The following is a 25,238-nucleotide window of genomic DNA, read 5'->3' as shown; positions in this document are numbered from 1 at the left end:
CGGACCCGCGTTTGGCCGCCCAGAGCCACCAAGATCGCACTGGAACCAGGATGTAGTGGCCACGGAACCCCTGGAAGCCACTACAACCAGGATGTTGCGCGATCTTGCCGTCGGGGGCACGGACGCGCGGTGGCGCAGGCACGGCAGCACGGACGCGCGGGCGCACCGTGGCGCGGGCGCACGGTGGCACGGACGCGCGGACGCAGGGCAGCACGGACGCGCAGGCGCACGGACGCGCAGAGCCGCAGGCGCACGGACGCACGGGCGGCCGCCGGGGGTTGCTTGTTGCGTGGGGGGTTAGGCGGTGCGGGCCAGGTGGGTGGTGATCGCGGTGGCGAGGCGGTCGGGGGCGCCGTCCGCGTACCCGATGAAGAGCGACGGCTCGGTCAGCTCCAGCTCGACCAGGACCGGCTCGCCGTCTGGGCCGGGAATCAGGTCGACCCGGGCGTAGAGCAGCTGTCGGGTGCCGCCGGGAATCGTCGCGAGGGTCTGCTCGGCCACCGCCAACTGCTCGGGGCGGGCGGTGCGGGCGGTGATCTCCTCGGCCTTGTACAGCCCGTCCGGGCCGAAGTCAGGCCCGGACAGCATCGGACCCTTGCGGATCGCGTGGCTGAACGCGAGCCCCTCGGGGCCGGCCAGGAAGAGCAGGGCGGTCTCGCCCTCGGTGTCGACGGCCCGCAGGTACGGCTGGACCATGGTGACCCGGCCGGCCTCGGAGAGCCGGCGGACGTGTGCGGAGGCCAGGTCCCGGTGTTCCGGGTCGGCCAGGTCGTACCGGCCGGTGTCCTGGCTGCCGGCGCTGACCGCGGGCTTGAGCACGTACTCGCCGGTCTCGGCGGGCAACTGCCAGCTCTCCCCCGGCTCGATCCATGACGTCGGCACGGTTGGCACCCCGGCGGCGTTCAGCTCGGCGAGGTAGCGCTTGTCGGTGTTCCAGCGGACCACGTCCGCCGGGTTGACCAGCGTCGGCACGGTGGCCGCCCAGGACACGAACTCGTCGCGGCGGAGCGCGTAGTCCCAGGGTGAGCGGAGCACGACCAGGTCGTAGGACGACCAGTCGACGTCGGGGTCGTCCCAGATGACGGTCTGGACGGCGACGCCGCGGGCGGCGAGCGGGGCCAGGACCAGCCGGTCGTCCGGGTCGAGGTCGGCCAGGTCGGAGCAGGTGACGAGAGCGACCCGGGGTTCCCCCCGGGTCGACTGGTGATATGTGGTCAATTCAGCTGTCTATTTCAGCGGGCCATCGTGCGCCGGGCCATCGACCGCCAGAGGTCGTTGCTCGGACGCATCTGGTCCATGAGTTCACGCTCCCAGGCGTTCTCGACGGTGACTCCCGCCTTGGCGCACGCCTCCCGAGCGGTGACGGTGTCGTCGGCGAACTGGTCGCCCCACTCGCCGTCGGAACCCACCAGGACGATCCGTGCGCCACGCTTGCCGACGTACTCGATGACCGCCTTCGCGCCGCCGTGTCCGGCCGCGAACGCCTTGAGGCCCGCGACCAGGCCCTGGGGCGCCTGCTCGCCGGCGGTCTGCTCGGCCGTCAGCGTCGTATCGGAACCATCTGCCATGACGCGAAGCCTAAGCAGAGTTGCACCCCGTCGTGCGAGAACCATGAACCTTTTGTGATGCCAATTACCTACAGGTTTAAGGACGACCACAGGTTGCCTGTCCGTTTATTTACCGACTTTTGCGCTCAAAGCACGCCGGGAAATCGCCCCCGAACCACCCCAGGTTGAGCCGATCTGACTCATGCTGAAAGTTACTCTGATGTGACGTTAAACCCGGACAACTCATCCACGTCCATGATTAGTCAGTAGATCATCGGCACCATTCGCCGCCAGGCAGGGCTTGCGGCGCGACAACTGACGGACGGCGCGAGGGCCGACGAGCCGCGGAGCGCGAGGCAACGAGGAACAGCCACCGAAACCGACACGCGGAGGCCACTGCCGTGGACGTGAAGGGGCAGAACCGCGTCGAGCGCGACGGGTCAGATCAGCGCGTCGAGCGCGACGGCCACGAAGACGATCGTCAGGTACGTCGTCGACCAGTGGAACAGCCGCATCGGCTTGACCGCCTCGCCGCGCGTGGCGCGCCGGCAGAGCCGGTGTGCCTCGACCACGAAGATGGCACCCACCACCAGGGTCGGCACCCCGTAGATCGCGCTGAGCCCCAACGGCCAGACGGCCAGGGACGTGAGCACTGTGAGCCACGCGAAGATCAGGATCTCGGCGTTCACCCGGCGGATCGAGGCCACCACCGGCAGCATCGGGATGCCGGCCCGGGCGTAGTCGTCCTTGTACTTCATGGCGAGCGGGTAGAAGTGCGGCATCTGCCAGAAGAAGACCACAGCGAAGAGGCCCCAGGCGGCCGGCGCCAGCGAGCCGGTCACCGCAGCCCACCCGATCAGCACCGGCGCCGCCCCGCAGGCGCCGCCCCAGAAGGTGTTCGTCGGGGTGGAACGCTTGAGCCACAGGGTGTAGACGAGGTCGTAGTAGGCGATCGCGGCGAGGGTCAGCCCGGCGGCCAGCAGGTTGGTGAACGCCGCCATCAGGGCCACCGACACCACCGCCAGCACCAGACCGAAGATCAGCGCGCTTCGCGGCGACACGGTGTGCGCCGGCAGCGGCCGACGCTTGGTACGCCGCATCAGCTGGTCGATGTCGCGGTCGATGTAGCAGTTGAGGACGCTGGCCGCGCCGGCGGCGAGCGAGCCGCCGATCAGCACGATGGCCATCAGCCACAGCGACGGCAGCCCGCCCTCGGCGAGCATCATCGCCGGGATGGTGGTGACCAGCAGCAACTCGACGATCCGCGGCTTGGTGAGCGCCACGTACGCCGAGAGGACCGCGCGTACGTCCCGCCGGGCCACCGGGCCCTCGGCCGCCCGCGCCGGGTGTGGCCCGGCCGGGTTGCTCGCGGGGCGCTCGGTGATCATGCTCACGGATTGCCACCTTCCGGCATCGGGCACGGGGAGATCGGATCGGTCGGGACCGCTCGGGTCCGCATACCGCCCCACACACTACGCGTCGTCGTTTTGGCTGCCCGGCCGACCCGACAACGGTGCGGGCCGTCACACCACCGGGTTCAACCGAGCATCCGGATGGTCACGTAGCGCACACCATGCGCAGATCCCCGGGCGCACGTTTAGGGACGCTCGATAAGGTCATCGGTGAGGGTTCCGCCCATCTGCCGAGGAGCACAACCATCGTGGCTGTTAAACGACCCGAGCACTCCGCACTGAACTGGTCCGACCTCGATCGCCGGGCCGTAGACACCGTCCGCGTGCTGGCCATGGACGCCGTAGAGAAATCCGGCAACGGCCACCCGGGCACCGCGATGAGCCTCGCGCCCGCGGCTTACCTCCTCTTCAACCGCGTCATGCGGCACAACCCGGCCGACCCGAACTGGCCCGGCCGCGACCGGTTCGTTCTCTCCGCCGGACACTCCAGCCTGACGCTCTACATCCAGCTGTTCCTCTCCGGTTACCCGCTGAGCCTGGACGACCTCAAGTCGCTGCGGCAGTGGGGCTCGCAGACGCCTGGGCACCCCGAGCACGGGCACACCCCGGGTGTGGAGACCACCACCGGCCCGCTCGGGCAGGGTCTGGGCAACGCGGTCGGCATGGCCATGGCGGCCCGCCGCGAGCGCGGCCTGTTCGACCCCGAGGCTGAGCTCGGCGCGTCCGTCTTCGACCACGACGTCTGGTGCATCGTCTCCGACGGTGACATCGAGGAGGGCATCAGCCACGAGGCCAGCGCCCTCGCCGGGCACCAGCAGCTGGGCAACCTCACGGTGATCTACGACGACAACGAGATCTCCATCGAGGACGACACCCGGATCGCCAAGAGCGAGGACGTGGCCGCCCGCTACGAGGCGTACGGCTGGCACGTGCAGACCGTCGACTGGCGCAGCGGCGACGCCGACCAGGGCGACTACCACGAGGACGCCGAGGCGCTGTACGCGGCGCTGGTGGCCGCCAAGGCGGAGACCGGCCGCCCCTCCTTCATCGCGCTGCGCACCATCATCGGCTGGCCCGCGCCCAACAAGCAGAACACCGGCAAGATCCACGGCTCGGCGCTCGGCGCCGACGAGGTGAAGGCCACCAAGCGGATCCTCGGCTTCGACCCGGAGCAGACCTTCCAGGTCGACGAGGAGGTGCTCAGCCACGCCCGCACGGTGATGGGCCGCGGCTCCGACGCCCAGCAGGAGTGGACCACCGCGTTCGACGCCTGGAAGAAGGCCAACCCGGAGCGCACCGCGCTCTACGAGCGGCTGGCTGGTCACGTACTCCCCGACGGCTGGACCGACGCGTTGCCGGTCTTCCCCGCGGACGCCAAGGGGGTGGCCACCCGGGCCGCCTCCGGCAAGGTGCTGGAGGCGCTCGCGCCGGTGCTCCCGGAGCTGTGGGGTGGCTCGGCCGACCTGGCCGAGAGCAACAACACCACGATGAAGGGCGAGCCGTCGTTCATCCCGGCCGCGCACGCCACCAAGGACTTCCCCGGCCACGAGTACGGCCGCACGCTGCACTTCGGCATCCGTGAGCACGCCATGGGCGCGATCCTCAACGGCATCGCCCTGCACGGTGGCACCCGCCCGTACGGCGGCACGTTCCTGGTCTTCAGCGACTACATGCGTCCGTCGGTGCGGCTGGCCGCGTTGATGAAGCTGCCGGTGACCTACGTCTGGACGCACGACTCAATCGGCCTCGGCGAGGACGGCCCGACCCACCAGCCGGTGGAGCACCTGACCGCGCTGCGCGCCATCCCGGGCCTGGACGTGGTCCGTCCGGCGGACGCCAACGAGACCGCCTGGGCCTGGCGGCAGGCGCTGGAGCACACCGACCGGCCGACCGCGCTGGCGCTGAGCCGGCAACCGCTGCCGACCATGGACCGCGACGTCCTGGGCAGCGCGGAGGGCGTGGCCAAGGGCGGGTACGTGCTGGCCGAGGCGTCCAACGGCAAGCCTCAGGTGATCATCGTCGGCACCGGTTCCGAGGTGCAGCTCTGCCTGACCGCCCGGGAGCGGCTGGAGGCCGACGGCACCCCGACCCGGGTCGTCTCGATGCCCTGCCAGGAGTGGTTCTACGAGCAGGACGAGGCGTACCGGGAGTCGGTGCTCCCACGCGGGGTAAAGGCACGGGTGAGCGTGGAAGCGGGCATCGCGATGTCCTGGCGTGGCGTCGTCGGTGACCTGGGCGAGAGCGTGAGCCTGGAGCACTACGGAGCGAGCGCCCCGCACACCGTGCTCTTCGAGCAGTTCGGGTTCACCCCCGACCGGATCGTGGCGGCAGCACACGCCTCGCTGGCCCGGGTGGGCGACATCACCGGTTTCACGACCGGCAACTGAGGGAGCGTGGATGGCATGACGGACAAGCTGAATGAGCTCACCGCCGCGGGCGTGGCGGTCTGGCTCGACGATCTTTCCCGGGTGCGTTTGAGCTCCGGCGGGCTGGACCAGCTGCGCCGCGAGAAGCACGTGGCCGGCGTCACCACCAACCCGACGATCTTCGCCAAGGCGCTGAGCGACGCCGACGAGTACAACTGGCAGCTGCACGACCTCGCCACCCGTGGCGTCGAGGTCGAGGAGTCGGTGCGCATGCTCACCACGTACGACGTGCGGTGGGCCTGCGACGTGATGCGCCCGTCGTACGACGGCAGCGACGGTGTCGACGGCCGGGTCTCCATCGAGGTGGACCCCCGGCTGGCGCACGACAGCGACAAGACCGTGGCCGAGGCCAAGGCGCTGTGGTGGCTGGTGGACCGGCCCAACCTCTACATCAAGATCCCGGCTACCGAGGCCGGCCTCCCGGCGATCACCGCCACCCTGGCCGAGGGGATCAGCGTCAACGTCACGCTGATCTTCGGTCTGGACCGCTACTCGGCGGTCATGGAGGCGTTCCTCGCCGGTCTGGAGCAGGCCAAGGCGAACGGCCACGACCTGTCCAAGATCGGCTCGGTGGCGTCGTTCTTCGTCTCCCGGGTCGACTCCGAGGTCGACAAGAGGCTGGAGAAGGTCGGCTCCGACCAGGCGAAGGCCCTCAAGGGCAAGGCCGCGGTCGCGAACGCCCAGCTGGCGTACGAGCGCTACACCGAGGTCTTCTCCTCCGATCGCTGGAAAGCGCTCGCCGCAGCCGGCGCGCACCCGCAGCGGCCGCTGTGGGCGTCCACCTCGACGAAGAACCCGGACTACCGGGACGTCATCTACGTCGAGGAGCTGATCGCGCCCGGCACTGTCAACACCATGCCGGAGTCGGTCATCCACGCGTACGCCGATCACGGCGAGACCCGCGGCGACACCATCACCGGCTCCTACGACTCGGCGCGGAAGGTCTTCGCCGACCTGGAGTCGGTCGGGGTGGACATGGACGACGTGATCGCCACCCTGGAGCGCGAGGGCGTGGAGAAGTTCGAGGCCAGCTGGCAGGAGCTGCTCGACGGCGTCCGCAAGTCGCTGGAGGCGGCGGCGAAGGGCAAGGGCGCGCCGAACAAGGCGGCCAAGGGCAACGCCAAGGGCGCCGAGAAGGCCGGTGGCGCATGAGCGATCTACTTTCAGGGCCGGTGGAGGCAGCCGCCGGGCTCTCCGTCTACGGCGCGGACGCGGTCGACAAGTCCGCGCCCGCCTCGACGCGGGACGCGCTGGTCAAGGCCGGCGTCCCGGGCAAGCTGGCGGGCAAGGACGCGAGCCTGTGGGGTCCGGACGCCGAGGCCGAGGCGAAGGTCCGGCTGGGCTGGGTGGACACCCACCAGCGCAGCCGGGAGCTGCTGGTGCAGCTGGCCGAGCTGACCGCTGAGCTGGCCGACCTGGATCACGTGGTGCTCGCCGGCATGGGCGGCTCGTCGCTGGCCCCCGAGGTGATCACCCGGACGCTGGGTCGCCCGTTGACAGTGCTGGACACCACCGACCCGGGCCAGGTCCGGGCGGCGCTCGGTGACCGGCTGGAGCGCACAGTCGTGGTGGTGGCCAGCAAGTCCGGCTCGACGGTGGAGACCGACAGCCACCGGCGCGCGTACTGGCAGGCGTTCCTGGACGCCGGGATGACCGAGGCGGAGGCCGGCCGGCACTTCGTCATCGTCACCGACCCGGGTTCGCCGCTGGAGGCCACCGCGGCCGAGATGGGCGCGTTCACAGTGCTCGCCGACCCGAACGTCGGCGGCCGGTACTCGGCGTTGACCGCGTTCGGCCTGGTGCCCTCGGCGCTGGCCGGCGTCGAGGTCGCCGAACTGCTCGACCAGGCTGACGAGTTGGCCAGGTCGCTCGGCGCGGACCGGAACAACCCGGCGCTGGCGCTCGGGGCGGCCTTGGGCGCCGCGGCGACGCTGGCCCGGGACAAGGTCGCCCTGGTCTCCGACGGCACCGGCATCGACGGGCTCGGCGACTGGGCCGAGCAGCTGATCGCCGAGTCGACGGGCAAGGCCGGGGTCGGCATCCTCCCGGTGGTCGTGGAGTCTCCGCAGAGCCCCGGCGCCACCGGCGCGGACGTGTTGACAGTCAGCTACGGCGGCGCGCTGGCCCCCGGTGACATGCCGGGCGGCGGGGCCAACCCGGACGTGGCAGTCAACGGCCCGCTGGGTGCGCAGTTCCTGGCCTGGGAGTACGCCACCGCGGTGGCCGGTGTGGTACTCGGCATCGACCCGTTCAACCAGCCGAACGTCACCGAGTCCAAGGAGAACACCAACAAGATCCTGGCCTCGGGTCTGCCGGCGGAGACGCCGTCGTTCACCGAGGGCGCGATCGAGGTGTACGCCCCGCAGGGCGCCCCCGGGGACCTTGCCGGTGTGCTGCGTTGGCTGCTCGACGGGCTGGGCGACGACGGTTACCTCGCGGTGATGGCGTACCTCGACCGGTTCGCCGACGCCGACGCGGCTCGGCTGCGGTCGCTGCTGGCGCAGGCGGGTGGCCGGCCGGTCACCTTCGGCTGGGGGCCGCGGTTCCTGCACTCGACCGGCCAGTACCACAAGGGCGGCCCGCAGGTGGGCAGCTACCTCCAGGTGACCGGCGCGGTCGCCGAGGACCTGGAGGTGCCGGGCAAGCCGTACACCTTCGGTGAGTTGCAGGCGGCGCAGGCCGCCGGTGACCGGCAGGCTCTCGCCGGTCGGGAGCGGCCGGTGCTGCGGTTGCACCTGACCGACCGGGCCGCCGGTGTCGCCCAGCTACTGGACGCGGCCGGTGATCTGCGGGCGTGAGGATGGACGACGTGACTGAAGCGGAGCGAGGAGGCGGTTCGGTGAACCCGCTGCGCGACCCGCAGGACCGCCGGTTGCCCCGGATCCCGGAGCCCTGTGCTCTGGTGATCTTCGGGGTGACCGGCGACCTGGCCCGCAAGAAGCTGCTCCCCGCGGTCTACGACCTGGCCAACCGGGGGCTGTTGCCGCCGGGCTTCGTGGTGCTCGGTTTCGCGCGCCGCGACTGGGGTGACGGCGACTTCGAGACGTTGGCCTGCGAGGCTGCCCGCAAGCACGCCCGCACCCCGTGGCGGGACGAGGTGTGGGCGCGGCTGGCCGGCAACATCAAGTTCGTCGGCGGGTCGTTCGACGACGACGCCGCCTTCGACCAGCTCGCCTCGACGCTTGACGATCTGCGTCAGACCCACGGCATCGCCGGCAATGCGGCATTCTACTTCTCCATCCCGCCGGCCGCGTTCCCCGTCGTGCTCAAGCAGCTGGCCCGCACCGGGATGGCCGACAACGACAAGTCCGGCGGTTGGCGCCGGGTCGTGGTGGAGAAGCCGTTCGGCAACGACCTGCCCTCGGCGAAGGCGCTCAACGACCTCGTCGACGACGTGTTCACCCGGCAGGACGTCTTCCGGATCGACCACTACCTGGGCAAGGAGACGGTTCAGAACATCCTCGCCCTGCGGTTCGCCAACAACCTGTTCGAGCCGCTGTGGAACTCCAAGTACGTCGACTCGGTGCAGATCACCATGGCGGAGGACGTCGGCATCGGCACCCGCGCCGGCTTCTACGACACCGTCGGCACCGCCCGCGACGTGCTGCAGAACCACCTTCTCCAACTCCTCGCCCTGGTGGCGATGGAGGAGCCGACCAGCTTCGACGCCGACGAGATCCGGGCCGAGAAGCTGAAGGTGCTCAAGGCCATCACCCTGCCCAAGGACGTCGCCCGGGACACCGTCCGCGGTCAGTACCTGCCGGGCTGGGTCGGCGGCGAACGCGCTGTCGGTTACCTGGACGAGCGGGACGTCCCCGCCGGCTCCACCACGGAGACGTACGTGGCGGTGCGGTTGGGCATCCAGAACCGCCGCTGGGCGGAGGTGCCGTTCTACATCCGGGCCGGCAAGCGGCTGCCCCGGCGGGTCACCGAGGTCGCCATCATGTTCAAGAAGGCGCCGCACCTGCCGTTCAACGACGCCGACATGGAGTCGCTGGGCAACAACCAGCTGGTCATCCGGGTGCAGCCGGACGAGGGCGTGGTGCTCAAGTTCGGGTCGAAGGTGCCGGGTACGACGATGGAGGTCCGCGACATCGCGATGGACTTCCAGTACGGCGAGGCGTTCACCGAGTCCAGCCCCGAGGCGTACGAGCGTCTGGTGCTGGACGTGCTGATCGGCGACCGCACCCTGTTCCCGGACGCCGCCGAGGTCGAGCAGAGCTGGCAGGTGATCGACCCCCTGGAGCACGCCTGGGAGGGCACCACACCGGAGCCGTACCGGGCCGGCGAGTGGGGCCCCCGGGCCTCCGACGAGATGCTGGCCCGCGAGGGCCGCGCCTGGAGACGAGCATGATCGGGCTGTGGGACACCACCGGCAACGAGGTGGTCAAGGCGCTCGCCGCCGAGCGGCGCAGCGCCGGCGGGGTGGCCAGCGGCATGGCGCTCACCCTCATCGTGGTCGTGGACGAGAAGCGGGTCCGGGAGGCGGAGGCCGCGGCGACGATCGCCGCCGCCGCGCACCCGTGCCGCCTCCTGGTGGTGGTCCGCTCGGAGATCGAGCGGGACCGCAACCGACTGGACGCGGAGATCGTGGTCGGTGGCCGGCTCGGCCCGTGCGAGGCGGTGGTCACCCGGATGTACGGCCGGTTGTCCCTGCACGCCGAGTCGGTGGTGATGCCGCTGCTCGTTCCCGACGTACCGGTTGTCACCTGGTGGCACGGCGAGCCACCGGCGGAGATCGCGACCGACTTCCTCGGGGTGGTGGCCGACCGGAGGATCACCGACTCCGCGCAGGCCGCCGACCCGGTGGAGGCGCTGCGGCAGCGTGCCCGGGACTACGCCCCGGGCGACACCGACCTGGCGTGGACCCGGATCACCCCGTGGCGCACCCTGGTCGCCGGGGCGTTCGACACCACCAGCGAGCGGGTCACCGAGGCGACCATCGTCGCGCCTCGCACCGACCCGACGGCGGCGCTGATGGCCGGTTGGCTGTCCAGCCGGCTCGGCATCACCCCACGCCGGGTGGACAGCGACGAGTTCCCCCGGATGCGGGAGGTGCAGCTCAGCTGCGCCAACGGCGACCAGCTGACGCTGACCCGCGAGGACAGCATGGCCGTGTTCCGGCGGACGGGCCAGGACGACCGGGCCCTGCCGCTGGTGCGCCGCCCGCTCGGCGACGAGCTGGCCGAGGAGCTGCGCCGGCTGGACGCCGACCAGGTGTACGCGGAGGCGCTGGGCGCGACGGTCGGGCTGCGAGGGCTGGAGCAGCGCCCCCCGCAGCGGGTCCACGTCTGGAAGGATCCGGCCACCGCGCAGCGCGCCGAGGCCGGGGTCACCGCGCACGTCGGCACGAGCGGCGAGGGCTGAGCCCGGCCGGGGCACCACGTCGGGCAGGGCCGGTACGCACCGGCCCTGCCCCGCAATCTCCGGGGTTTTCGCCCCACCACCTCGGGCACACCGCCCCGGGCACGACAGCGACCGCCTCGCGGTCCGGAAACGAAGGCGCAACCATGAGTGAGGCGAGTGTCGCCGTCCACGCCGACGCCGACCTGCTGGCACAGGCCGTGGCGGCCCGGTTGCTGGTGAAGCTGCTCGACGCCCAGGCCGACCGGGGCGAAGCCTCGGTGGTGCTCACCGGAGGTCGGGTCGCCGCGGCCGTGTACCGGGCGGTGGCGACGCTGCCGGCCCGCGACGCGGTGGACTGGTCCCGGGTCGACGTGTGGTGGGGCGACGAACGGTTCCTGCCCGCCGGTGATCCGGACCGCAACGAGACGCAGGCCCGGGCCGCCCTGCTGGACGTGGTGCCACTGAATCCGGCCCGGGTGCACGCCATGCCGGCCTCGGACGGCCCGGCCGGCAACGACCCCGAGGCGGCCGCTGCCGCGTACGCGGAGGAGCTGGTCCGCGCCGCCCGGCCCGGGCACGCCACCCTGCCGCACTTCGACGTGCTGATGCTGGGCGTCGGCGAGGACGGCCACGTGGCCTCGGTCTTCCCCGAGCACCCGGTGGGTTACGAGACCCGGCCGGTGAGCGCGGTGCGGGGCAGCCCCAAGCCGCCGCCGACGCGGACCACCCTCACCCTGGCGGCGATCAACACCGCCGAGGAGGTCTGGCTGGTGGCCGCCGGCGCCGACAAGGCTCGCGCGGTGGGTATGGCGTTGGCCGGCGCCGGCCCGGTGCAGTTGCCGGCGGCCGGCGTGCACGGCGTGAACCGCACCCGCTGGCTGCTGGACCGGGCGGCCGCAGCCGACGTGCCCGTCCGACTGCGCAGCCTGCGCTGAGCGCGGGGAGGAGCCCGCTACTCGCCGCGTCGACGCCGTAGTGCGGCGAGCGCCTCGGCGAGCAGGGCCTCCCCTTCCTCGGCGGTGCGCCGCTCCTTCACGTACGCCAGGTGGCTCTTGTACGGTTCGGCGCGGACCCGGCCCGGCGGGTTCTGGGCGTCCCGACCGGCGGGTAGGCCACAGCGGGGGCAGTCCCACAGGGCCGGCGGTTCGACGTCCGCGGCGATCCGGATGTCGACCCGGTGGTCGTTACGGCACCAGTAGCTGACGTCCTGTCGGGGGGCGGGTTGGTGCCGCTCGTCCGGGCGCATCGGTGCGGAACCGACCCGGGCTCCCCGGATAACGTTGCCATTCGGCACGGCTGCTCGCTCCTGTCGTCGGAGGGGACCCGCCGTCTTCGGGGGTGGAGCGGCGGGCGACGCGGTGCAGCGGAGAAAAGCCTGCGCGCGGCCCGTCGAGTGACGAACCGCGCGCAGATTGTACGACTTACTGAGCCTGCTCAGGCGCCGCTGTTCATTTGGAGGCGCAGCCAGAGCCCGAGCCCGATGATCGCGGCGAACCAGACGACGCTCACCAGAACGGTGTAACGGTCCAGGTTTTTCTCCGCGACCGAGGAGCCGGCGAGGCTGGAGCTGACGCCACCGCCGAACATGCTCGACAGACCACCGCCCTTGCCGCGGTGCAGCAGGATCAGCAGGGTGAGCAGAATGCTCGTGATGACCAGCAACACGATCAACGTGTATGCGAACCAGATCGGCATGGCTGGGGTCAGTTCCTCTCGTAGCGATCCTCGCCCGGTCTGATCGGGCACGGCGGCACCGACCGGCGGACGGGCGGTGTCAAGGATACCGAGCGATCAGCGGGCGAGGTGCTCCGGGAACCGGCAGATCTGAGCGAATTCCTCCGCGTCCAGGCTGGCGCCCCCCACCAGGCCCCCGTCCACGTCCGGTTGGGCCATGATCGAGGCGACGTTGGACGCCTTGACCGAACCGCCGTAGAGAACCCGGACCTGGTCGGCGGTCTCCTGGTCGAAGCGTTCCGCCAGTCGCTGGCGCACCGCCCCGCAGACCTCCTGGGCGTCGTCCGGGGTCGCGGTCTTGCCCGTGCCGATCGCCCAGACCGGCTCGTACGCGATCACGACCTGCCGCACCTGCTCGGGGGTGAGCCCGGCGAGGCCCCCGTCGAGCTGGTCGGAGCAGTGCGCCACGTGGGTGCCCTGCTCGCGGACGTCCAGCCCCTCCCCCACGCACAGGATCGGCGTGAGGCCGTGCGTCAGCGCCGCCTTGACCTTGGCGTTGACCAGCGCGTCGTCCTCGTTGTGGTAGGCCCGCCGCTCCGAGTGCCCGACCACCACGTACGTGCAGCCGAGCTTGGCCAGCATCGTCCCGGAGATGTCCCCGGTGTACGCGCCGGACGCGTGCGGGGAGAGGTCCTGCCCGCCGTAGCCGATGAGCAGCTTGTCCCCGTCCACAGCGGTCTGCACGGTGCGCAGGTCGGTGAAGGGCGGCAGCACCACCGTCTCGACGGCGGTGAGCTGCTTCTCGGTGAGGCTCGCCGCCAGCTTCTGCACCAGCAGGTTGGCCTCGAGGTGGTTGAGGTTCATCTTCCAGTTGCCGGCCATCAGCGGCCGGCGGGTGGTGCTCGACATTCAGTTCTCCAGGGCCGCGATGCCGGGGAGGGTCTTGCCCTCGAGGTATTCCAGGGAGGCGCCACCACCGGTGGAGATGTGCCCGAAGGACGACTCGTCCAGCCCCAGGGCACGGACCGCCGCCGCCGAGTCACCGCCGCCGACGACGCTGAACGCGTCGGCCTTGGTGATCGCCTCGGCGATCCCCCGGGTGCCCGCCGCGAAGGCCGGCATCTCGAACACGCCCATCGGGCCGTTCCAGAAGATCGTCTTCGCCTGGGACAGCGCGGCGCTGAAGCCGGCCACCGTCTCCGGGCCGACATCCAGGCCGAGCCGGTGGCTCGGGATGCCGTCGACCCGGACCGTGTCGTGCGCCGCGTCCGGAGCGAACGCGTCCGCGACCACCACGTCGACCGGCAGCATGATCTTGCCGCCGGACCGCTCCAGCAGGTTGCGGCAGGTGTCGACCATGTCCTTCTCCAGCAGCGAGGTGCCCACCTCCAGGCCCTGGGCCTTGAGGAAGGTGAAGCACATCCCGCCACCGATGAGCAGCCGGTCGACAGTGGGCAGCAGCGCCTCGATCACGGCGAGCTTGTCGGACACCTTCGACCCACCGAGCACCACCACGTACGGACGCTCGGGCTCACCGGTGAGCTTGGAGAGCACCTCGACCTCACGCAGCACCAGCCGGCCCGCGACGTGCGGCAACCGGGCCGGCACGTCGAAGACACTGGCGTGCTTGCGGTGCACGGCACCGAACGCGTCGTCCACGTACGCGTCGCCGAACGCGGCGAGCTGGTCGGCGAAGGCGCCCCGCTCGGCCTCGTCCTTGCTGGTCTCACCGGCGTTGAAACGCAGGTTCTCCAGAAGGGCGACCTGGCCGTCGGCCAGGTCGGCGACTGTGGAACGGGCGGAATCACCGACGGTGTCGGTGGCGAAGTGCACCGGCGCGCCGAGCAGCTCACCGAGCCGCCCGGCGACCGGGCCCAGGCTGAACTGCGGGTCCGGAGCGCCCTTCGGGCGGCCCAGGTGCGAGCAGACGACCACCTTCGCGCCGGCCTCGACCAGCGCGCCGAGAGTCGGCAGCACCGCGCGGATCCGCCCGTCATCGGTGATGGCACCGGTCTGCTTGTCGAGCGGGACGTTCAGGTCGGCGCGCACCAGCACGCGCCGACCCGACACCCCCTCGGCGAGCAGGTCGTCGAGGGTCCGGATGCTCACAGCGACGAACCGACCAGCTTGACGAGGTCGACGAGCCGGTTGGAGTAGCCCCACTCGTTGTCGTACCAGCCGACGACCTTGACCTGGTTGCCGACGACCTTGGTCAGCGGCGCGTCGAAGATGCACGACGCCGGGTCGGTCACGATGTCGCTGGAGACGATCGGGTCCTCGTTGTAGACCAGGATGCCCTTGAGCGGGCCGTCCGCGGCGGCCTTCAGCGCGGCGTTGACCTCGTCCACGGTGGTCTCGCGACCCACGTTGACGGTGAGGTCGGTGACCGAGCCCGTCGGGATCGGCACCCGCAGGGCGTACCCGTCGAGCTTGCCCTTGAGGTCCGGCAGGACCAGGCCGATCGCCTTGGCGGCGCCGGTCGAGGTCGGCACGATGTTCAGTGCGGCGGCCCGGGCGCGACGCAGATCCGAGTGCGGCGCGTCCTGGAGGTTCTGGTCCTGGGTGTACGCGTGGATCGTCGTCATCAGACCGTGCTGGATGCCGAACGTGTCGTGCAGGACCTTCGCCATCGGGGCGAGGCAGTTGGTGGTGCACGAAGCGTTGGAGATGATGGTGTGCTTCGCCGGGTCGTAGGTGTCGTGGTTGACACCCATGACGACGGTGACGTCCTCGTTCTTCGCCGGGGCGGAGATGATGACCTTCTTGGCCCCGCCGTCGACGTGCGCCTTGGCCTTGGTGGCGTCGGTGAAGAAGCCGGTCGACTCGATGACGACGTCGGCGCCCACCTCGCCCCACGGCAGCTTCGACGGGTCCTTCTCGGCGTACGCCTTGATCGTCTTGCCACCGACGGTGATCTCGTCGGCGGTGGCCTTGACCTCGTACGGCAGGCGACCGAGGATGCTGTCGTACTTGAGCAGGTGGGCGAGCGTGGCGTTGTCGGTCAGGTCGTTCACCGCCACGACCTCGATGTCGGCGTCAGACGCCAGCACTGCCCGGAAGAAGTTACGGCCGATTCGGCCGAAGCCGTTGATGCCAACCCGGATGGTCACAGGTCCCATCTCCTCGCGTTCTGGTCCGCCGGCTTCAGACAACGGGCCGGCGGGAATGGTGTGCGCCGACCGTTGGAGCCGGCCGTCGACGGTTCATCTCGGCCACCCCGCCGCGCGGTCTGAGGACCTGACCGCCCGAGGCGGTGGGGCACGACGAGGAGTGCCGGTGTCGGCCCCCTTGCCGTACGCAGCGACCCTATCCGAGCGTGCGAGACCACGCTGCGCCGGGTCGTGCTCCCGGGCGCACCGTGCGGCCCCACCGTCCTATCAGACCACGAGCATGTCTGGCGTGACGGCTGCTTCCGTATCCGGGATGCCAAGGTCGCGGGCCCGCTTGTCGGCCAGCGCCAGGAGCCGGCGGATCCGCCCCGCGATGGCGTCCTTGGTCAGCGGGGGGTCGGCCAGGGCCCCCAACTCCTCCAGCGACGCCTGCCGGTGCTCCAGACGCAGCCGACCGGCGTCGGTCAGGTGGTTGGGCGCCTCGTCGGCGAGGATCTCCAGCGCACGGGTGACCCGGGCGGCCGCGGCGACCGCCGCTCGCGCCGAGCGGCGCAGGTTGGCGTCGTCGAAGTTGGCGAGCCGGTTGGCGGTGGCCCGCACCTCTCGGCGTACCCGGCGCTCCTCCCAGGCCAGCACGCTGGAGTGCGCGCCGATCCGGGTGAGCAGCGCGGCGATCGCGTCACCGTCCTTGACGACCACCCGGTCCACCCCGCGTACCTCGCGGTTCTTCGCGGTGATGCCGATGCGGCGGGCCGCGCCGACCAGCGCCAGCGCCGACTCCGGCCCCGGGCAGGTGATCTCCAGCGCGCTGGAGCGGCCCGGCTCGGTGAGCGAGCCGTGAGCCATGAACGCGCCCCGCCACGCGGAGACCGCGCAGCAGACGTTTGCCGCCACCACGTGCGGAGGCAGCCCACGCACCGGGCGACCCCGCACGTCGAGCAGGCCGGTCTGCCGCGCCAGGGCCTCGCCGTCCTTGACCACCCGCACGATGAAGTGGCTGCCCTTGCGCAGCCCACCGGAGGCCAGCACGTGGATCTCGCTGGGGTAGCCGTAGACCTCGGCGACCTCCCGGCGCAGCCGCCGGGCGACCGCCCCGGTGTCCAGTTCAGCCTCCACCACCACACGGCCGGAGACGATGTGCAGCCCGCCAGCGAAGCGCAGCAGCGCGGCCATCTCCGCCCGCCGACAGCAGGGTTTGGGCACGTCGACCCGACTCAGCTCGTCCTTGACCGCGGCCGTCATCGCCATTGTGCGTCCCCTCACGGACCTGTTCCGGCGTGTCGCCGGAGATTACGTACGTGTCTAACGATCGGCGCCCAGTACAGGCACCAGCGCGGCGCCCAGGGCAGCCGGATCATGGCGGGGAGTCCCGTCGACAACGGCGACGGGGGCGAGGACCAGGCGGGCACCCAGCGATTCTGCCGCACGTTCGACCGGTTCGGGGTCACCCACCGCCTTGGCATCGGCGAGCACAAGATCGACCTTGAGTTCGGGCAGGTACCAGTGCAGCGCCGCGAGATGATCGGCGACGGAGAGCCCGAGGGTCTCCTTCTCCGCGGCGAGGTTCAGCGTGACCAGCCGCCGGGCCGAGGTGGACACGATCGCGTCGGCCAACTGCGGCACCAGCAGGTGCGGAAGCACACTCGTGTACCAGCTGCCCGGCCCGAAGATCAACCAATCGGCCGCCCGGATCGCCTCGATGGCCTCGGCGCACGCCGGTGGGGCGCTCGGGGTGAGGCGCAACGACTCGACCCGCCCGGTGGTCACTGCCACCTGGTGCTGGCCACTGACCGTGCACACCTCGTCCGGGGCGGCCGGGTCGGCACCGCGTACCCGCGCCTCGATGCCGACCGGTTGACGCGACATCGGCAACACCCGGCCCACCGCGCCGAGCATCGCGCCGGCGTGCTCCAGCGCGGCCACCGGGTCGCCGAGCAGCTCCATGAGGCCGCAGAGCACCAGGTTGCCCACGGCGTGCCCGGTCAGACCATCGGTGCCGGCCGACGCCCCGTCGGTGCCCCGCCGGGCCGCGCCGCCCCGGTCCGGGTCGTCGCCCGCCGCCGGGCCCGTGTCCGTCGCCCCAGATTCGGGTACGCCCACCGGCACCGCGGCGAAGCGGTGCTGGAACAGCCCGGCGCTGCGCCGGGTGGCCGGGTGGTCACCGGCCAACGCCACCAGCGCCTGGCGCAGATCTCCCGGCGGCAGGCCGCCCCGCTCGGCTCGCAGCCGACCACTGGAGCCACCGTCGTCACCCACAGTGACCACCGCGGTGATGTCGAGGTCGAGTTCGGGAGCGCAGTGGCGCAGCGCACGCAACGAGGCGGACAGGCCGTGCCCGCCGCCGAACGCCACCACCCGCCGGGCCGTCATTCCCGCCCCAGGTCGCGGTGCTGGGCGTTCGCCGCCAACCCGGAGTGACGTAGTCGGCTGGCCAGCTCCTCGGCGATGGCCACGCTGCGGTGCTTGCCGCCGGTGCAGCCCACGGCGACCGTGAGGTACCGCTTGCCCTCCCGCTCGAAGCCGCTCGTGGTGGCGTTGACCAGGTCGGCGTACGAGGCGACGAAGGCGTCGGCGCCCTCCTGGCCCAGCACGTACGCGCTGACCGCCTCCTCCCGCCCGGTGTGCTCACGCAGCTCCGGCACCCAGTACGGGTTGGGCAGGAAGCGGGCGTCCAACACGAAATCGGCGTCCGGTGGCAGGCCGTACTTGAAGCCGAACGACAACACAGTGAGCCGCAGCCGGCGGGCGTCCTCGCCGCCGAACAGCTCCTCGATGCGGCGGCGGAGCTGGTTGACGTTCAGGTGGCTGGTGTCGATGATCACGTCGGCCTGGTCACGGGCCTCCTCCAGCAGGCCGCGCTCCACGGCGATGCCGTCGGCCAGCCGGCCGTCACCCTGCAACGGATGCGAACGCCGAACGCTCTCGAACCGCCGGATCAACACCTCGTCGTCGGCGTCGACGAAGACCACCCGGGGCGAGAACCCGCGCTCCTTGAGCTCCCGGATCGCCCCGACCAGGTCGGTCGAGAAGGCCCGGGACCGCACGTCCAGCACCATCGCCGTACGCCGGGCCGCGCCGCCCGCCTTGAACGCCAGCTCGGCCATGTCCAGCATCAGGGCCTGCGGCAGGTTGTCCACGACGTAGTAGCCGACGTTCTCCAACGCCCGAGCCACAGTGCTGCGGCCACCCCCGGAAAGGCCGGTGACCACCACCAGTGTGGTCTCCGACTCAGCCGCCATCTGCTCGTCATCGGCATCCGGGCCGTCGATCCGGTCACCGGTTGTGCGCGCCTCGCTCACCCGTACCCCCAAGCCGTGGCGCCGCGGCCGCCCTCGGCCGCGATTGGTCAATCAGCGACTCTATCCCGCCGCCGGGTCGCCGCCCGGCACCCGTGGCCGGGCGGCGGCCGCGGACCATGTCGAGGGTCGCCCTCCCGACAGCCCGCACGCTTGATGACGATCAGTAGTTGTCAATACGCTCAACGTGATCGTCGCAGGTCAGACCGACATCTGGAGGGTGCGATGCACGACCTGGCGGACAAGAACAAGTACGTCGGCTTCCTGTTCATGCGAATCAGCCCCGAGTACTTCGCCCTCGGCCGCGAGGGCATCCACGAGATCTCCGCCGAACACGCCCGCGACCTGGGCCGCTTCGCCAAGCAGCTCACCCACGTCGTCTGCACCGGGGTGAACGGCAAGTACGACCAGGTCACCATGGTCGAGGCCGACACTCTCGAGGAGATCAACGCGGCGGCCACCGCCTTCCGCATGGGCAACAAGGCCCGCTACATCGAGATCGTCGACATCGTGGTCGGAATGAAGGCCCCGCCGCGCGGCCTGGCCAACCGGTCCAGCCAGCCCGGCTGACCGCGCCGCCCGTCCGGACCACCCGACCCGGGTGCGCCGGACGGGCGCTGTCGGCGTCGGCTCGTAGACTCCCCGGATGGCTTCTCCCACCGACCTGCGTACCGCCTCCGACGCCCTGGACGTGCTGGGCCGGGTCTTCGGCTACGACGCGTTCCGTGGTTTCCAGCAGGACGTGATCGACCATGTGGTCGCCGGCGGCGACGCGCTGGTGTTGATGCCCACCGGTGGCGGCAAGTCCCTGTGCTACCAGATCCCGGCCCTGGTCCGCGACGGGGTCGCCGTCGTCGTGTCCCCACTGATCGCGCTCATGCAGGATCAGGTGGATGCCCTCACCGCGGTCGGCGTCCGCGCCGGGTTCCTCAACTCGACCCAGACCCTGGACGCCCGGCGGCGGGTGGAGGCCGCCTTCGTCGCCGGCGAACTGGACCTGCTCTACCTGGCCCCGGAGGCGCTCGGCGTCCGATCCACCCTCGCCCTGCTCGACCGGGGCCGCATCTCCCTGTTCGCGATCGACGAGGCGCACTGCGTGTCCCAGTGGGGGCACGACTTCCGCCCCGACTACCTCGCGCTGTCGATGCTGCACGAACGCTGGCCACAGGTTCCCCGCATCGCCCTGACCGCCACCGCGACCAGCGCCACCCGCACCGAGATCGCGACCCGGCTCAAACTCGACGACGCCCGGCACTTCGTGGCCAGCTTCGACCGGCCCAACATCCAGTACCGGATCGTGCCCAAGCGGGAGCCCCGCAAGCAGTTGCTGACCCTGCTGCGCGACGAGCACCCCGGCGACGCCGGCATCGTCTACTGCCTGTCCCGGGCCTCCGTCGACAAGACGGCGGAGTTCCTCACCGCCAACGGGGTCGCTGCGCTGCCGTACCACGCGGGGCTGGACGCGGGCACCCGCGCTCGCAACCAGCAGCGCTTCCTGCGGGAAGACGGCCTGGTCATGGTGGCCACCATCGCCTTCGGCATGGGCATCGACAAGCCCGACGTGCGGTTCGTCGCCCACCTCGACCTGCCCAAGTCCGTCGAGGGCTACTACCAGGAGACCGGGCGCGCCGGCCGTGACGGCCTGCCGTCCACCGCCTGGCTGGCGTACGGGCTTCAGGACGTGGTCCAGCAGCGCAAGATGATCGAGACGTCCGACGGCGACCTCGGCCACCGCCGCAACCTGGCATCGCACCTGGACGCGATGCTCGCCCTCTGCGAGACGGTGCGCTGCCGGCGGGTCCAACTGCTCGAATACTTCGGCGAGACCACGACGGCCGCCTGCGGCAACTGCGACACCTGCCTCACCCCACCGGAGTCCTGGGACGGCACAGTCGCCGCCCAGAAGTTGCTCTCCGCCGTCTTCCGCCTCGACCGCGAACGCAACCAACGCTTTGGCGCCGGGCAGTGCATCGACATCCTGCTCGGCAAGCAGACCGACAAGATCAGCCAGTACGGTCACGACTCGCTGACCGTCTTCGGCATCGGCTCGGAGCTCAGCGAGGCCGAGTGGCGGGGCGTGGTCCGGCAACTGCTCGCCGAAGGGCTCCTCGCCGTGGAGGGCGACTACGGCACGCTGGCGCTGACCGAGGCGAGCGCCGACGTCCTCGCTCGCCGCCGCACGGTCACCATGCGCCGCGAGCCGGAGAAGCCGGCATCGAGCCGCTCGTCGAAGCCGCGCGGCGCGTCCACAGTCGTGGCCGAGCTGACCCCGGCCGCCGCATCGCTGTTCGAGCGGCTGCGTGCCTGGCGCGCGACCACCGCCAAGGAGCAGGGCGTCCCGGCGTACGTCATCTTCCACGACGCGACGCTGCGACAGATCGCCAGCGACGCGCCCAGCACACTGGCCGACCTGTCCCAGGTCAGCGGGGTCGGCGAGAACAAACTCGCCAAGTACGGCGAGCAGATCCTGACCGTCCTCGCCACCGACTGAGCTCACGCCGAAGGGCCGGACCCCGTGGTGGGGGTCCGGCCCTTCGGTCATGTGCTGCGGGTGTGTGCGGGGTCAGCTGGTGGCGTAGCCGCGGGTGGCGATCCAGTCCGCGAGGTGCTCGACGCTGATCTGGTAGGCGGCCTGGTTGGGGTCGGCGGAGTCGGCGATGGTGACGCTGTTGCCGTTGTCGCGGTAGCCGACGACGCTGATGTAGTGCCCGCCCTCGTAGGAGTGGGTGGTGCCGTTGGTGTCGGTGCTGGTGCCGGCGATGTTGGCGACTACGGCGCGGCCGTCGTCGACGGTCTTGACGATGTCAGCCCGGAGGGTGTCGGTCTGCTTCGCGTCAGCGTCGGGGGTGCTGATTTCGACGGACCGGTAGGCGTTGGTCTTGCCGGTTTCCTTGTTCAGCACGGGGGTGATGTCGTTGATGGAGTTGGTGCCGGCTTCGGTGGTGCCCATTTCCTTGGCCATGTCGTCGACGTTGATGTTCTTGCCCTGCACGGACAGGGCGTTTCGGGTGGCGGCGGGTCCGCAGTAGTAGAAGTTCGGCTGCGCCTCGTAGCGCACACCCAACTCCCGCTCGCCGTGGCCCTTGCGGTCGGTCTGCGTCTGCGTGGCCGCCTTGGTGGTGGTGGGTGCGGCGAAGGCGGTGGTGACGGGGCCGGCGATGGCGCCTCCGGTGAAGGCGAGACCGGCGGCGGTGAGGGCGGTCTTACGGATCAGATCGGTACGCATGATGGCGTGCTCCTCTGCATCGGGGGTATCCCGCACGGCACTCGACGGGGGTACTGCGACCGTGCGGGGGGAAGTTCAAGGGGGTTCTGCCCGGCGACCCACGACAGGGGGTCGGCGTCGGGACAGGGTGTAACGGGTGCTGGTGGCAGGTCATTCCGCCTACCCGCAGGGGGTCGGCCTGTTGTGGTGCTCGGCCGTGTGGGGGGTGTAACCGGGGCGGCCGGCCGGGTGTTCCCGGCGGCGGCCGCGCCCCACGACCCGAGAGTCGCGGTGGCATGCCAGGTATAACGACCCGGCCCGGCCGCCGATTCCGCCGTCGGGGTGGCCTCGACCACCCGACACCAACGGTCAAACCAGACAACTCACGCAGCCTGCCCGACCGACGACACGGACACGGCGGACGAGGCGGGATGATCGACTCGGGTTCCTGAAAGTCGCGGTGTCCCGGCGCCGGGGATCCCCCGACATCAAGGAACCCGAGTCGATCACGGCGTCTGTGCCGGTCGCGCGCCTCGGGACCGGCCCAGCGCAGGGCCGGCGTGCCGTGCGAACTCGCCACGGCGGACGAGGCGGGATGATCGACTCGGGTTCCTGAAAGTCGCCGTGTCCGGGAGCCGGGGATCCCCCGACTTCATGAAACCCGATGGATCATGCCCGTCTGCGCTCTTCGCGCGCCCGAACCGGGCCGACGCGGGGTCAGAACAGCGCGGATGGACCCGGTCTGAGGTTGGTGCGCGGTGCGGACCGGCCCGACTCGGCGCACGGCCGCCGGGATCGACCCGATGCCGGGTCAGCGCTGCACGCAAACCCGGCATGGCGGCCGCAGCGGGGTGATCGACTCGGGTTCCTGAAAATCGCGGTGTCCGGGAGCCCGGGATGCCCCGACATCATGAAACCCGAGTCGATCATGCCCGTGTGCCCGGTTCGTGCGCCCGGAACTGCCCGGTCCGGGACGAGCGCGATCACGGGGCACGACCGCCCATCGAGGGGCGAGCGAGGTCAGCCAACGTGCGCTGGTGACCGCCTCCGGCCGGGCGAGCGACGACGGGTGCTCAGGGGCTGGGCTTCGCCTCGGCGCCGTCGCCGGCCTTTGTGTCCTTGTCCAGGGCGGCCAGGATCGCCTCGGCGGTGCGCCGCCCCACCCCGGGCACCTCGGTGATCTCTTCGACCGTCGCGGCCGAGAGTCGCTTGAGCGAGCCGAAGTGCCGCAGCAGCGCCTTGCGACGCACCTCGCCCAGGCCGGGTACGTGGTCCAGCGCCGACTCCGTCATCCGCTTGGAGCGGCGCTGCCGGTGGAAGGTGATGGCGAACCGGTGGGCCTCGTCACGCACCCGTTGCAGCAGGTAGAGCCCTTCCGAGGTGCGCGGGAGGATGACCGGGAACTCGTCGTCCGGGAGCCACACCTCCTCCAGTCGCTTGGCCAGCCCGCACAGGGCCACGTCGTCGATGCCCAGGTCGGCGAGGGCCTGCGCGGCGGCCGCGACCTGTGGGGCGCCGCCGTCGACGACCACCAACTGCGGGGGGTACGCGAACTTCCGCGGTCGGCCGGTGGTCGGATCGATCAGGACACCGACCTGTGGTTCGACGGCATCTGCCGGGGCGGCCGGGTCGCCGGCCAGGTCATCGGCAGACTCGACCCCCACCTCACCCGTCTCGGCCCTCGCGTCCAGGTAGCGGGCGAAGCGGCGACGGAGCACCTCGGACATCGCGGAGAGGTCGTCGGTGGCGCCCCGGACGATGAACCGCCGGTACTCGCTCTTGCGGGGCAACCCGTCCTCGAAGACCACCATGCTGGCGACCACGTCGGTGCCCTGGATCTGGGAGATGTCGAAACACTCGATGCGCAGCGGCGAGGTGCTCATGCCCAGCGCCTCGCTGATCTCGTCGAGTGCCTTGCCCCGGGTGGTCAGGTCACCGGAACGCTTGAGCTTGTGCCGGGCCAGCGCGTCCTTGGCGTTGCGCTCCACCGTCTCCATCAGTGAACGTTTGTCGCCGCGCTGCGGCACCCGCAGCGACACCCGACTGCCCCGGTGGTTGGAGAGCCACTCGGCCAGCGCGTCGGCGTCCGCTGGCAGCTCGGGGACCAGTAGTTCCCGAGGCACGTCGGCCTCGCCGTGCTCGCCGCCGTACACCTGGGTGCAGAAGTGGTGCACCAGGTCCCCGGTGGTCAGATCCTCGGTCTTCTCCACCACCCAACCGCGCTGGCCACGGACCCGGCCGTCGCGGACGTGGAAGACCTGCACGGCCGCCTCGAGCGGGTCGTCGGCGAACGCGACCACGTCCGCGTCGGTGCCGTCGCCGAGCACCACTGTCTGCTTCTCCATGGCCCGGCGCAGCGCGGCCACGTCGTCACGAAGTTTGGCGGCCCGCTCGAACTCCAGTTGCTCGCTCGCGTCGGTCATCTCGCGTTCGATCTTGCGGACCATGGTGTCGGTGCGCCCGGCCATGAAGTCGCAGAACCCGTCGACGATGGCCCGGTGCTCCTCGGCGGAGACGGTCCCGACGCACGGCGCCGAGCACTTGCCGATGTAGCCCAACAGACAGGGACGACCGACCTGGCCGGCCCGCTTGAACACCCCGGCGGAGCACGTCCGCGCGGGGAAGACCCGCAGCAGCAGGTCGAGGGTCTCCCGGATGGCCCAGGCATGCGAATAGGGACCGAAGTACCGCACGCCCTTGCGCTTGGCGCCGCGCATCACCTGCAGCCGGGGGTATTCCTCGTCGAGGGTGACAGCGAGATAGGGGTACGACTTGTCGTCGCGGTAGCGGACGTTGAACCGCGGGTCGTACTGCTTGATCCAGGTGAATTCCTGCTGGAGCGCCTCGACCTCGGTGCCGACGGTGATCCAGTCCACCGACTCGGCGGTGGTGACCATCTGCCGGGTGCGCTCGTGCAGGTTCCAGACGTCGCCGAAGTAGGAGTTGAGTCGGCTGCGCAGATTTCGCGCCTTGCCGACGTAGATCACCCGGCCGGTGCCGTCGCGAAAGCGGTAGACCCCCGGTAGCTCCGGGATGGTGCCGGGTGCGGGGCGGTAGGTCGAGGGGTCAGCCACGCCGACAAGCCTAGTCCGCAGCACCGACACCCCACCGCAAGCGTGATCCACTCGGCGTCCCGCAAGCCGGGGTGTCGGCATACCGCTGACACCCTGGCTTGCCGAAACGCGAGCGACCCTGCGACGCCGGGGCGACCGGCCGGTCAGC

Annotated in this window: 21 protein-coding genes; 8 read left to right on the top strand and 13 right to left on the bottom strand. The window is 70.9% G+C overall.

Going from position 1 to position 25,238, the window contains the following annotated elements; translation table 11 throughout:
• Positions 1-297: 297 nt before the first annotated feature.
• The 3 genes from OG598_RS03195 to OG598_RS03185 all read right to left on the bottom strand — a co-directional run bounded on the left by OG598_RS03195 (position 298) and on the right by OG598_RS03185 (position 2,941).
• The gene (locus tag OG598_RS03195) at positions 298-1,218 is read right to left on the bottom strand and encodes an ATP-grasp domain-containing protein (protein WP_328652949.1); all 921 of its coding nucleotides are present in this window, start codon (positions 1,216-1,218) and stop codon (positions 298-300) included.
• Positions 1,219-1,232: 14 nt separating this feature from the next.
• Entirely contained in the window at positions 1,233-1,568 is a 336-nt protein-coding gene (locus tag OG598_RS03190; protein WP_091403682.1) for a hypothetical protein, read from the bottom strand.
• A 419-nt stretch (positions 1,569-1,987) separates the two neighbouring features.
• Entirely contained in the window at positions 1,988-2,941 is a 954-nt protein-coding gene (locus OG598_RS03185) for a heme o synthase (RefSeq protein ID WP_328652948.1), read from the bottom strand.
• A 266-nt stretch (positions 2,942-3,207) separates the two neighbouring features.
• On the opposite strand from OG598_RS03185, the gene tkt reads away from it, so the two are divergent.
• The 6 genes from tkt (at position 3,208) to pgl (ending at position 11,666) form a co-directional block, all read left to right on the top strand.
• Positions 3,208-5,346: a transketolase gene (gene tkt, locus OG598_RS03180; protein WP_328652947.1), complete on the top strand. Its 2,139-nt coding sequence runs from the start codon at positions 3,208-3,210 to the stop codon at positions 5,344-5,346.
• 15 nt (positions 5,347-5,361) lie between these two features.
• Complete coding sequence (gene tal, locus OG598_RS03175) at positions 5,362-6,537, top strand: transaldolase (RefSeq protein WP_328652946.1); 1,176 nt, start codon at positions 5,362-5,364, stop codon at positions 6,535-6,537.
• Entirely contained in the window at positions 6,534-8,183 is a 1,650-nt protein-coding gene (locus OG598_RS03170) for a glucose-6-phosphate isomerase (protein WP_328652945.1), read from the top strand. The genes tal and OG598_RS03170 overlap by 4 nt, the downstream gene beginning before the upstream one ends.
• 2 nt (positions 8,184-8,185) lie before the next feature.
• Positions 8,186-9,739 (top strand): glucose-6-phosphate dehydrogenase, encoded by a 1,554-nt coding sequence (gene zwf, locus OG598_RS03165; protein ID WP_196924420.1) that lies wholly within the window; start codon positions 8,186-8,188, stop codon positions 9,737-9,739.
• Positions 9,736-10,752 (top strand): glucose-6-phosphate dehydrogenase assembly protein OpcA, encoded by a 1,017-nt coding sequence (locus tag OG598_RS03160; protein WP_328652944.1) that lies wholly within the window; start codon positions 9,736-9,738, stop codon positions 10,750-10,752. The genes zwf and OG598_RS03160 overlap by 4 nt, the downstream gene beginning before the upstream one ends.
• A gap of 143 nt (positions 10,753-10,895) precedes the next feature.
• Entirely contained in the window at positions 10,896-11,666 is a 771-nt protein-coding gene (pgl, locus tag OG598_RS03155; RefSeq protein WP_328652943.1) for a 6-phosphogluconolactonase, read from the top strand.
• A 17-nt stretch (positions 11,667-11,683) separates the two neighbouring features.
• Here the strand turns inward: pgl and OG598_RS03150 are convergent, their stop codons facing one another.
• From OG598_RS03150 to rapZ, 8 genes are all read right to left on the bottom strand, one after another.
• The gene (locus tag OG598_RS03150) at positions 11,684-12,025 is read right to left on the bottom strand and encodes an RNA polymerase-binding protein RbpA (RefSeq protein ID WP_196924423.1); all 342 of its coding nucleotides are present in this window, start codon (positions 12,023-12,025) and stop codon (positions 11,684-11,686) included.
• 140 nt (positions 12,026-12,165) lie between these two features.
• Complete coding sequence (secG, locus tag OG598_RS03145) at positions 12,166-12,426, bottom strand: preprotein translocase subunit SecG (protein ID WP_121653040.1); 261 nt, start codon at positions 12,424-12,426, stop codon at positions 12,166-12,168.
• Between the two features lie 96 nt (positions 12,427-12,522).
• On the bottom strand, positions 12,523-13,314 hold the full coding sequence (gene tpiA, locus OG598_RS03140) for a triose-phosphate isomerase (protein ID WP_328652942.1): 792 nt from the start codon (positions 13,312-13,314) through the stop codon (positions 12,523-12,525).
• Positions 13,315-14,514, bottom strand: a complete 1,200-nt coding sequence (locus tag OG598_RS03135; protein ID WP_328652941.1) for a phosphoglycerate kinase — start codon at positions 14,512-14,514, stop codon at positions 13,315-13,317. It abuts the gene before it with no gap.
• A complete protein-coding gene (gene gap / locus OG598_RS03130) occupies positions 14,511-15,515 on the bottom strand; it encodes a type I glyceraldehyde-3-phosphate dehydrogenase (RefSeq protein ID WP_238649250.1) in 1,005 nt (334 codons plus the stop codon). Before gap ends, OG598_RS03135 begins: the two co-directional genes overlap by 4 nt.
• Positions 15,516-15,782: 267 nt before the next feature.
• Complete coding sequence (whiA, locus tag OG598_RS03125) at positions 15,783-16,763, bottom strand: DNA-binding protein WhiA (RefSeq protein WP_210785006.1); 981 nt, start codon at positions 16,761-16,763, stop codon at positions 15,783-15,785.
• A 54-nt stretch (positions 16,764-16,817) separates the two neighbouring features.
• On the bottom strand, positions 16,818-17,885 hold the full coding sequence (locus OG598_RS03120) for a gluconeogenesis factor YvcK family protein (RefSeq protein WP_328652940.1): 1,068 nt from the start codon (positions 17,883-17,885) through the stop codon (positions 16,818-16,820).
• The gene (gene rapZ / locus OG598_RS03115; RefSeq protein WP_328655256.1) at positions 17,882-18,754 is read right to left on the bottom strand and encodes an RNase adapter RapZ; all 873 of its coding nucleotides are present in this window, start codon (positions 18,752-18,754) and stop codon (positions 17,882-17,884) included. Before rapZ ends, OG598_RS03120 begins: the two co-directional genes overlap by 4 nt.
• A gap of 282 nt (positions 18,755-19,036) precedes the next feature.
• Here rapZ and OG598_RS03110 point away from each other — a divergent pair, with 282 nt between their 5' ends.
• Positions 19,037-19,381 carry a hypothetical protein gene (locus tag OG598_RS03110; RefSeq protein ID WP_091403656.1) on the top strand — a complete coding sequence of 115 codons (345 nt, stop codon included), beginning with the start codon at positions 19,037-19,039 and terminating at the stop codon, positions 19,379-19,381.
• A gap of 76 nt (positions 19,382-19,457) precedes the next feature.
• A complete protein-coding gene (gene recQ / locus OG598_RS03105; protein WP_328652939.1) occupies positions 19,458-21,302 on the top strand; it encodes a DNA helicase RecQ in 1,845 nt (614 codons plus the stop codon).
• A gap of 72 nt (positions 21,303-21,374) precedes the next feature.
• Here recQ and OG598_RS03100 read toward each other — a convergent pair whose 3' ends face one another.
• Together OG598_RS03100 and uvrC are read right to left on the bottom strand one after the other, a co-directional pair.
• Entirely contained in the window at positions 21,375-22,037 is a 663-nt protein-coding gene (locus OG598_RS03100; RefSeq protein WP_328652938.1) for a C39 family peptidase, read from the bottom strand.
• A 1,052-nt stretch (positions 22,038-23,089) separates the two neighbouring features.
• On the bottom strand, positions 23,090-25,090 hold the full coding sequence (gene uvrC / locus OG598_RS03095) for an excinuclease ABC subunit UvrC (RefSeq protein WP_328652937.1): 2,001 nt from the start codon (positions 25,088-25,090) through the stop codon (positions 23,090-23,092).
• Positions 25,091-25,238 lie beyond the last annotated feature (148 nt).

The organism is Micromonospora sp. NBC_00330 (genome assembly GCF_036136635.1).
GTDB lineage: Bacteria > Actinomycetota > Actinomycetes > Mycobacteriales > Micromonosporaceae > Micromonospora > Micromonospora salmantinae.
This window is presented reverse-complemented; position numbering and strand designations above follow the sequence as displayed.

Bases quoted from the DNA above. Each gene is read 5' to 3' on its own strand.
- OG598_RS03190 (WP_091403682.1), bottom strand. From the start codon at position 1,568: ATGGCAGATGGTTCCGATACGACGCTGACGGCCGAGCAGACCGCCGGC.
- tal (WP_328652946.1), top strand. From the start codon at position 5,362: ATGACGGACAAGCTGAATGAGCTCACCGCCGCGGGCGTGGCGGTCTGG.
- OG598_RS03170 (WP_328652945.1), top strand. From the start codon at position 6,534: ATGAGCGATCTACTTTCAGGGCCGGTGGAGGCAGCCGCCGGGCTCTCC.
- zwf (WP_196924420.1), top strand. From the start codon at position 8,186: ATGGACGACGTGACTGAAGCGGAGCGAGGAGGCGGTTCGGTGAACCCG.
- OG598_RS03160 (WP_328652944.1), top strand. From the start codon at position 9,736: ATGATCGGGCTGTGGGACACCACCGGCAACGAGGTGGTCAAGGCGCTC.
- pgl (WP_328652943.1), top strand. From the start codon at position 10,896: ATGAGTGAGGCGAGTGTCGCCGTCCACGCCGACGCCGACCTGCTGGCA.
- secG (WP_121653040.1), bottom strand. From the start codon at position 12,426: ATGCCGATCTGGTTCGCATACACGTTGATCGTGTTGCTGGTCATCACG.
- tpiA (WP_328652942.1), bottom strand. From the start codon at position 13,314: ATGTCGAGCACCACCCGCCGGCCGCTGATGGCCGGCAACTGGAAGATG.
- whiA (WP_210785006.1), bottom strand. From the start codon at position 16,763: ATGGCGATGACGGCCGCGGTCAAGGACGAGCTGAGTCGGGTCGACGTG.
- OG598_RS03120 (WP_328652940.1), bottom strand. From the start codon at position 17,885: ATGACGGCCCGGCGGGTGGTGGCGTTCGGCGGCGGGCACGGCCTGTCC.
- rapZ (WP_328655256.1), bottom strand. From the start codon at position 18,754: ATGGCGGCTGAGTCGGAGACCACACTGGTGGTGGTCACCGGCCTTTCC.
- OG598_RS03110 (WP_091403656.1), top strand. From the start codon at position 19,037: ATGCACGACCTGGCGGACAAGAACAAGTACGTCGGCTTCCTGTTCATG.
- recQ (WP_328652939.1), top strand. From the start codon at position 19,458: ATGGCTTCTCCCACCGACCTGCGTACCGCCTCCGACGCCCTGGACGTG.
- OG598_RS03100 (WP_328652938.1), bottom strand. From the start codon at position 22,037: ATGCGTACCGATCTGATCCGTAAGACCGCCCTCACCGCCGCCGGTCTC.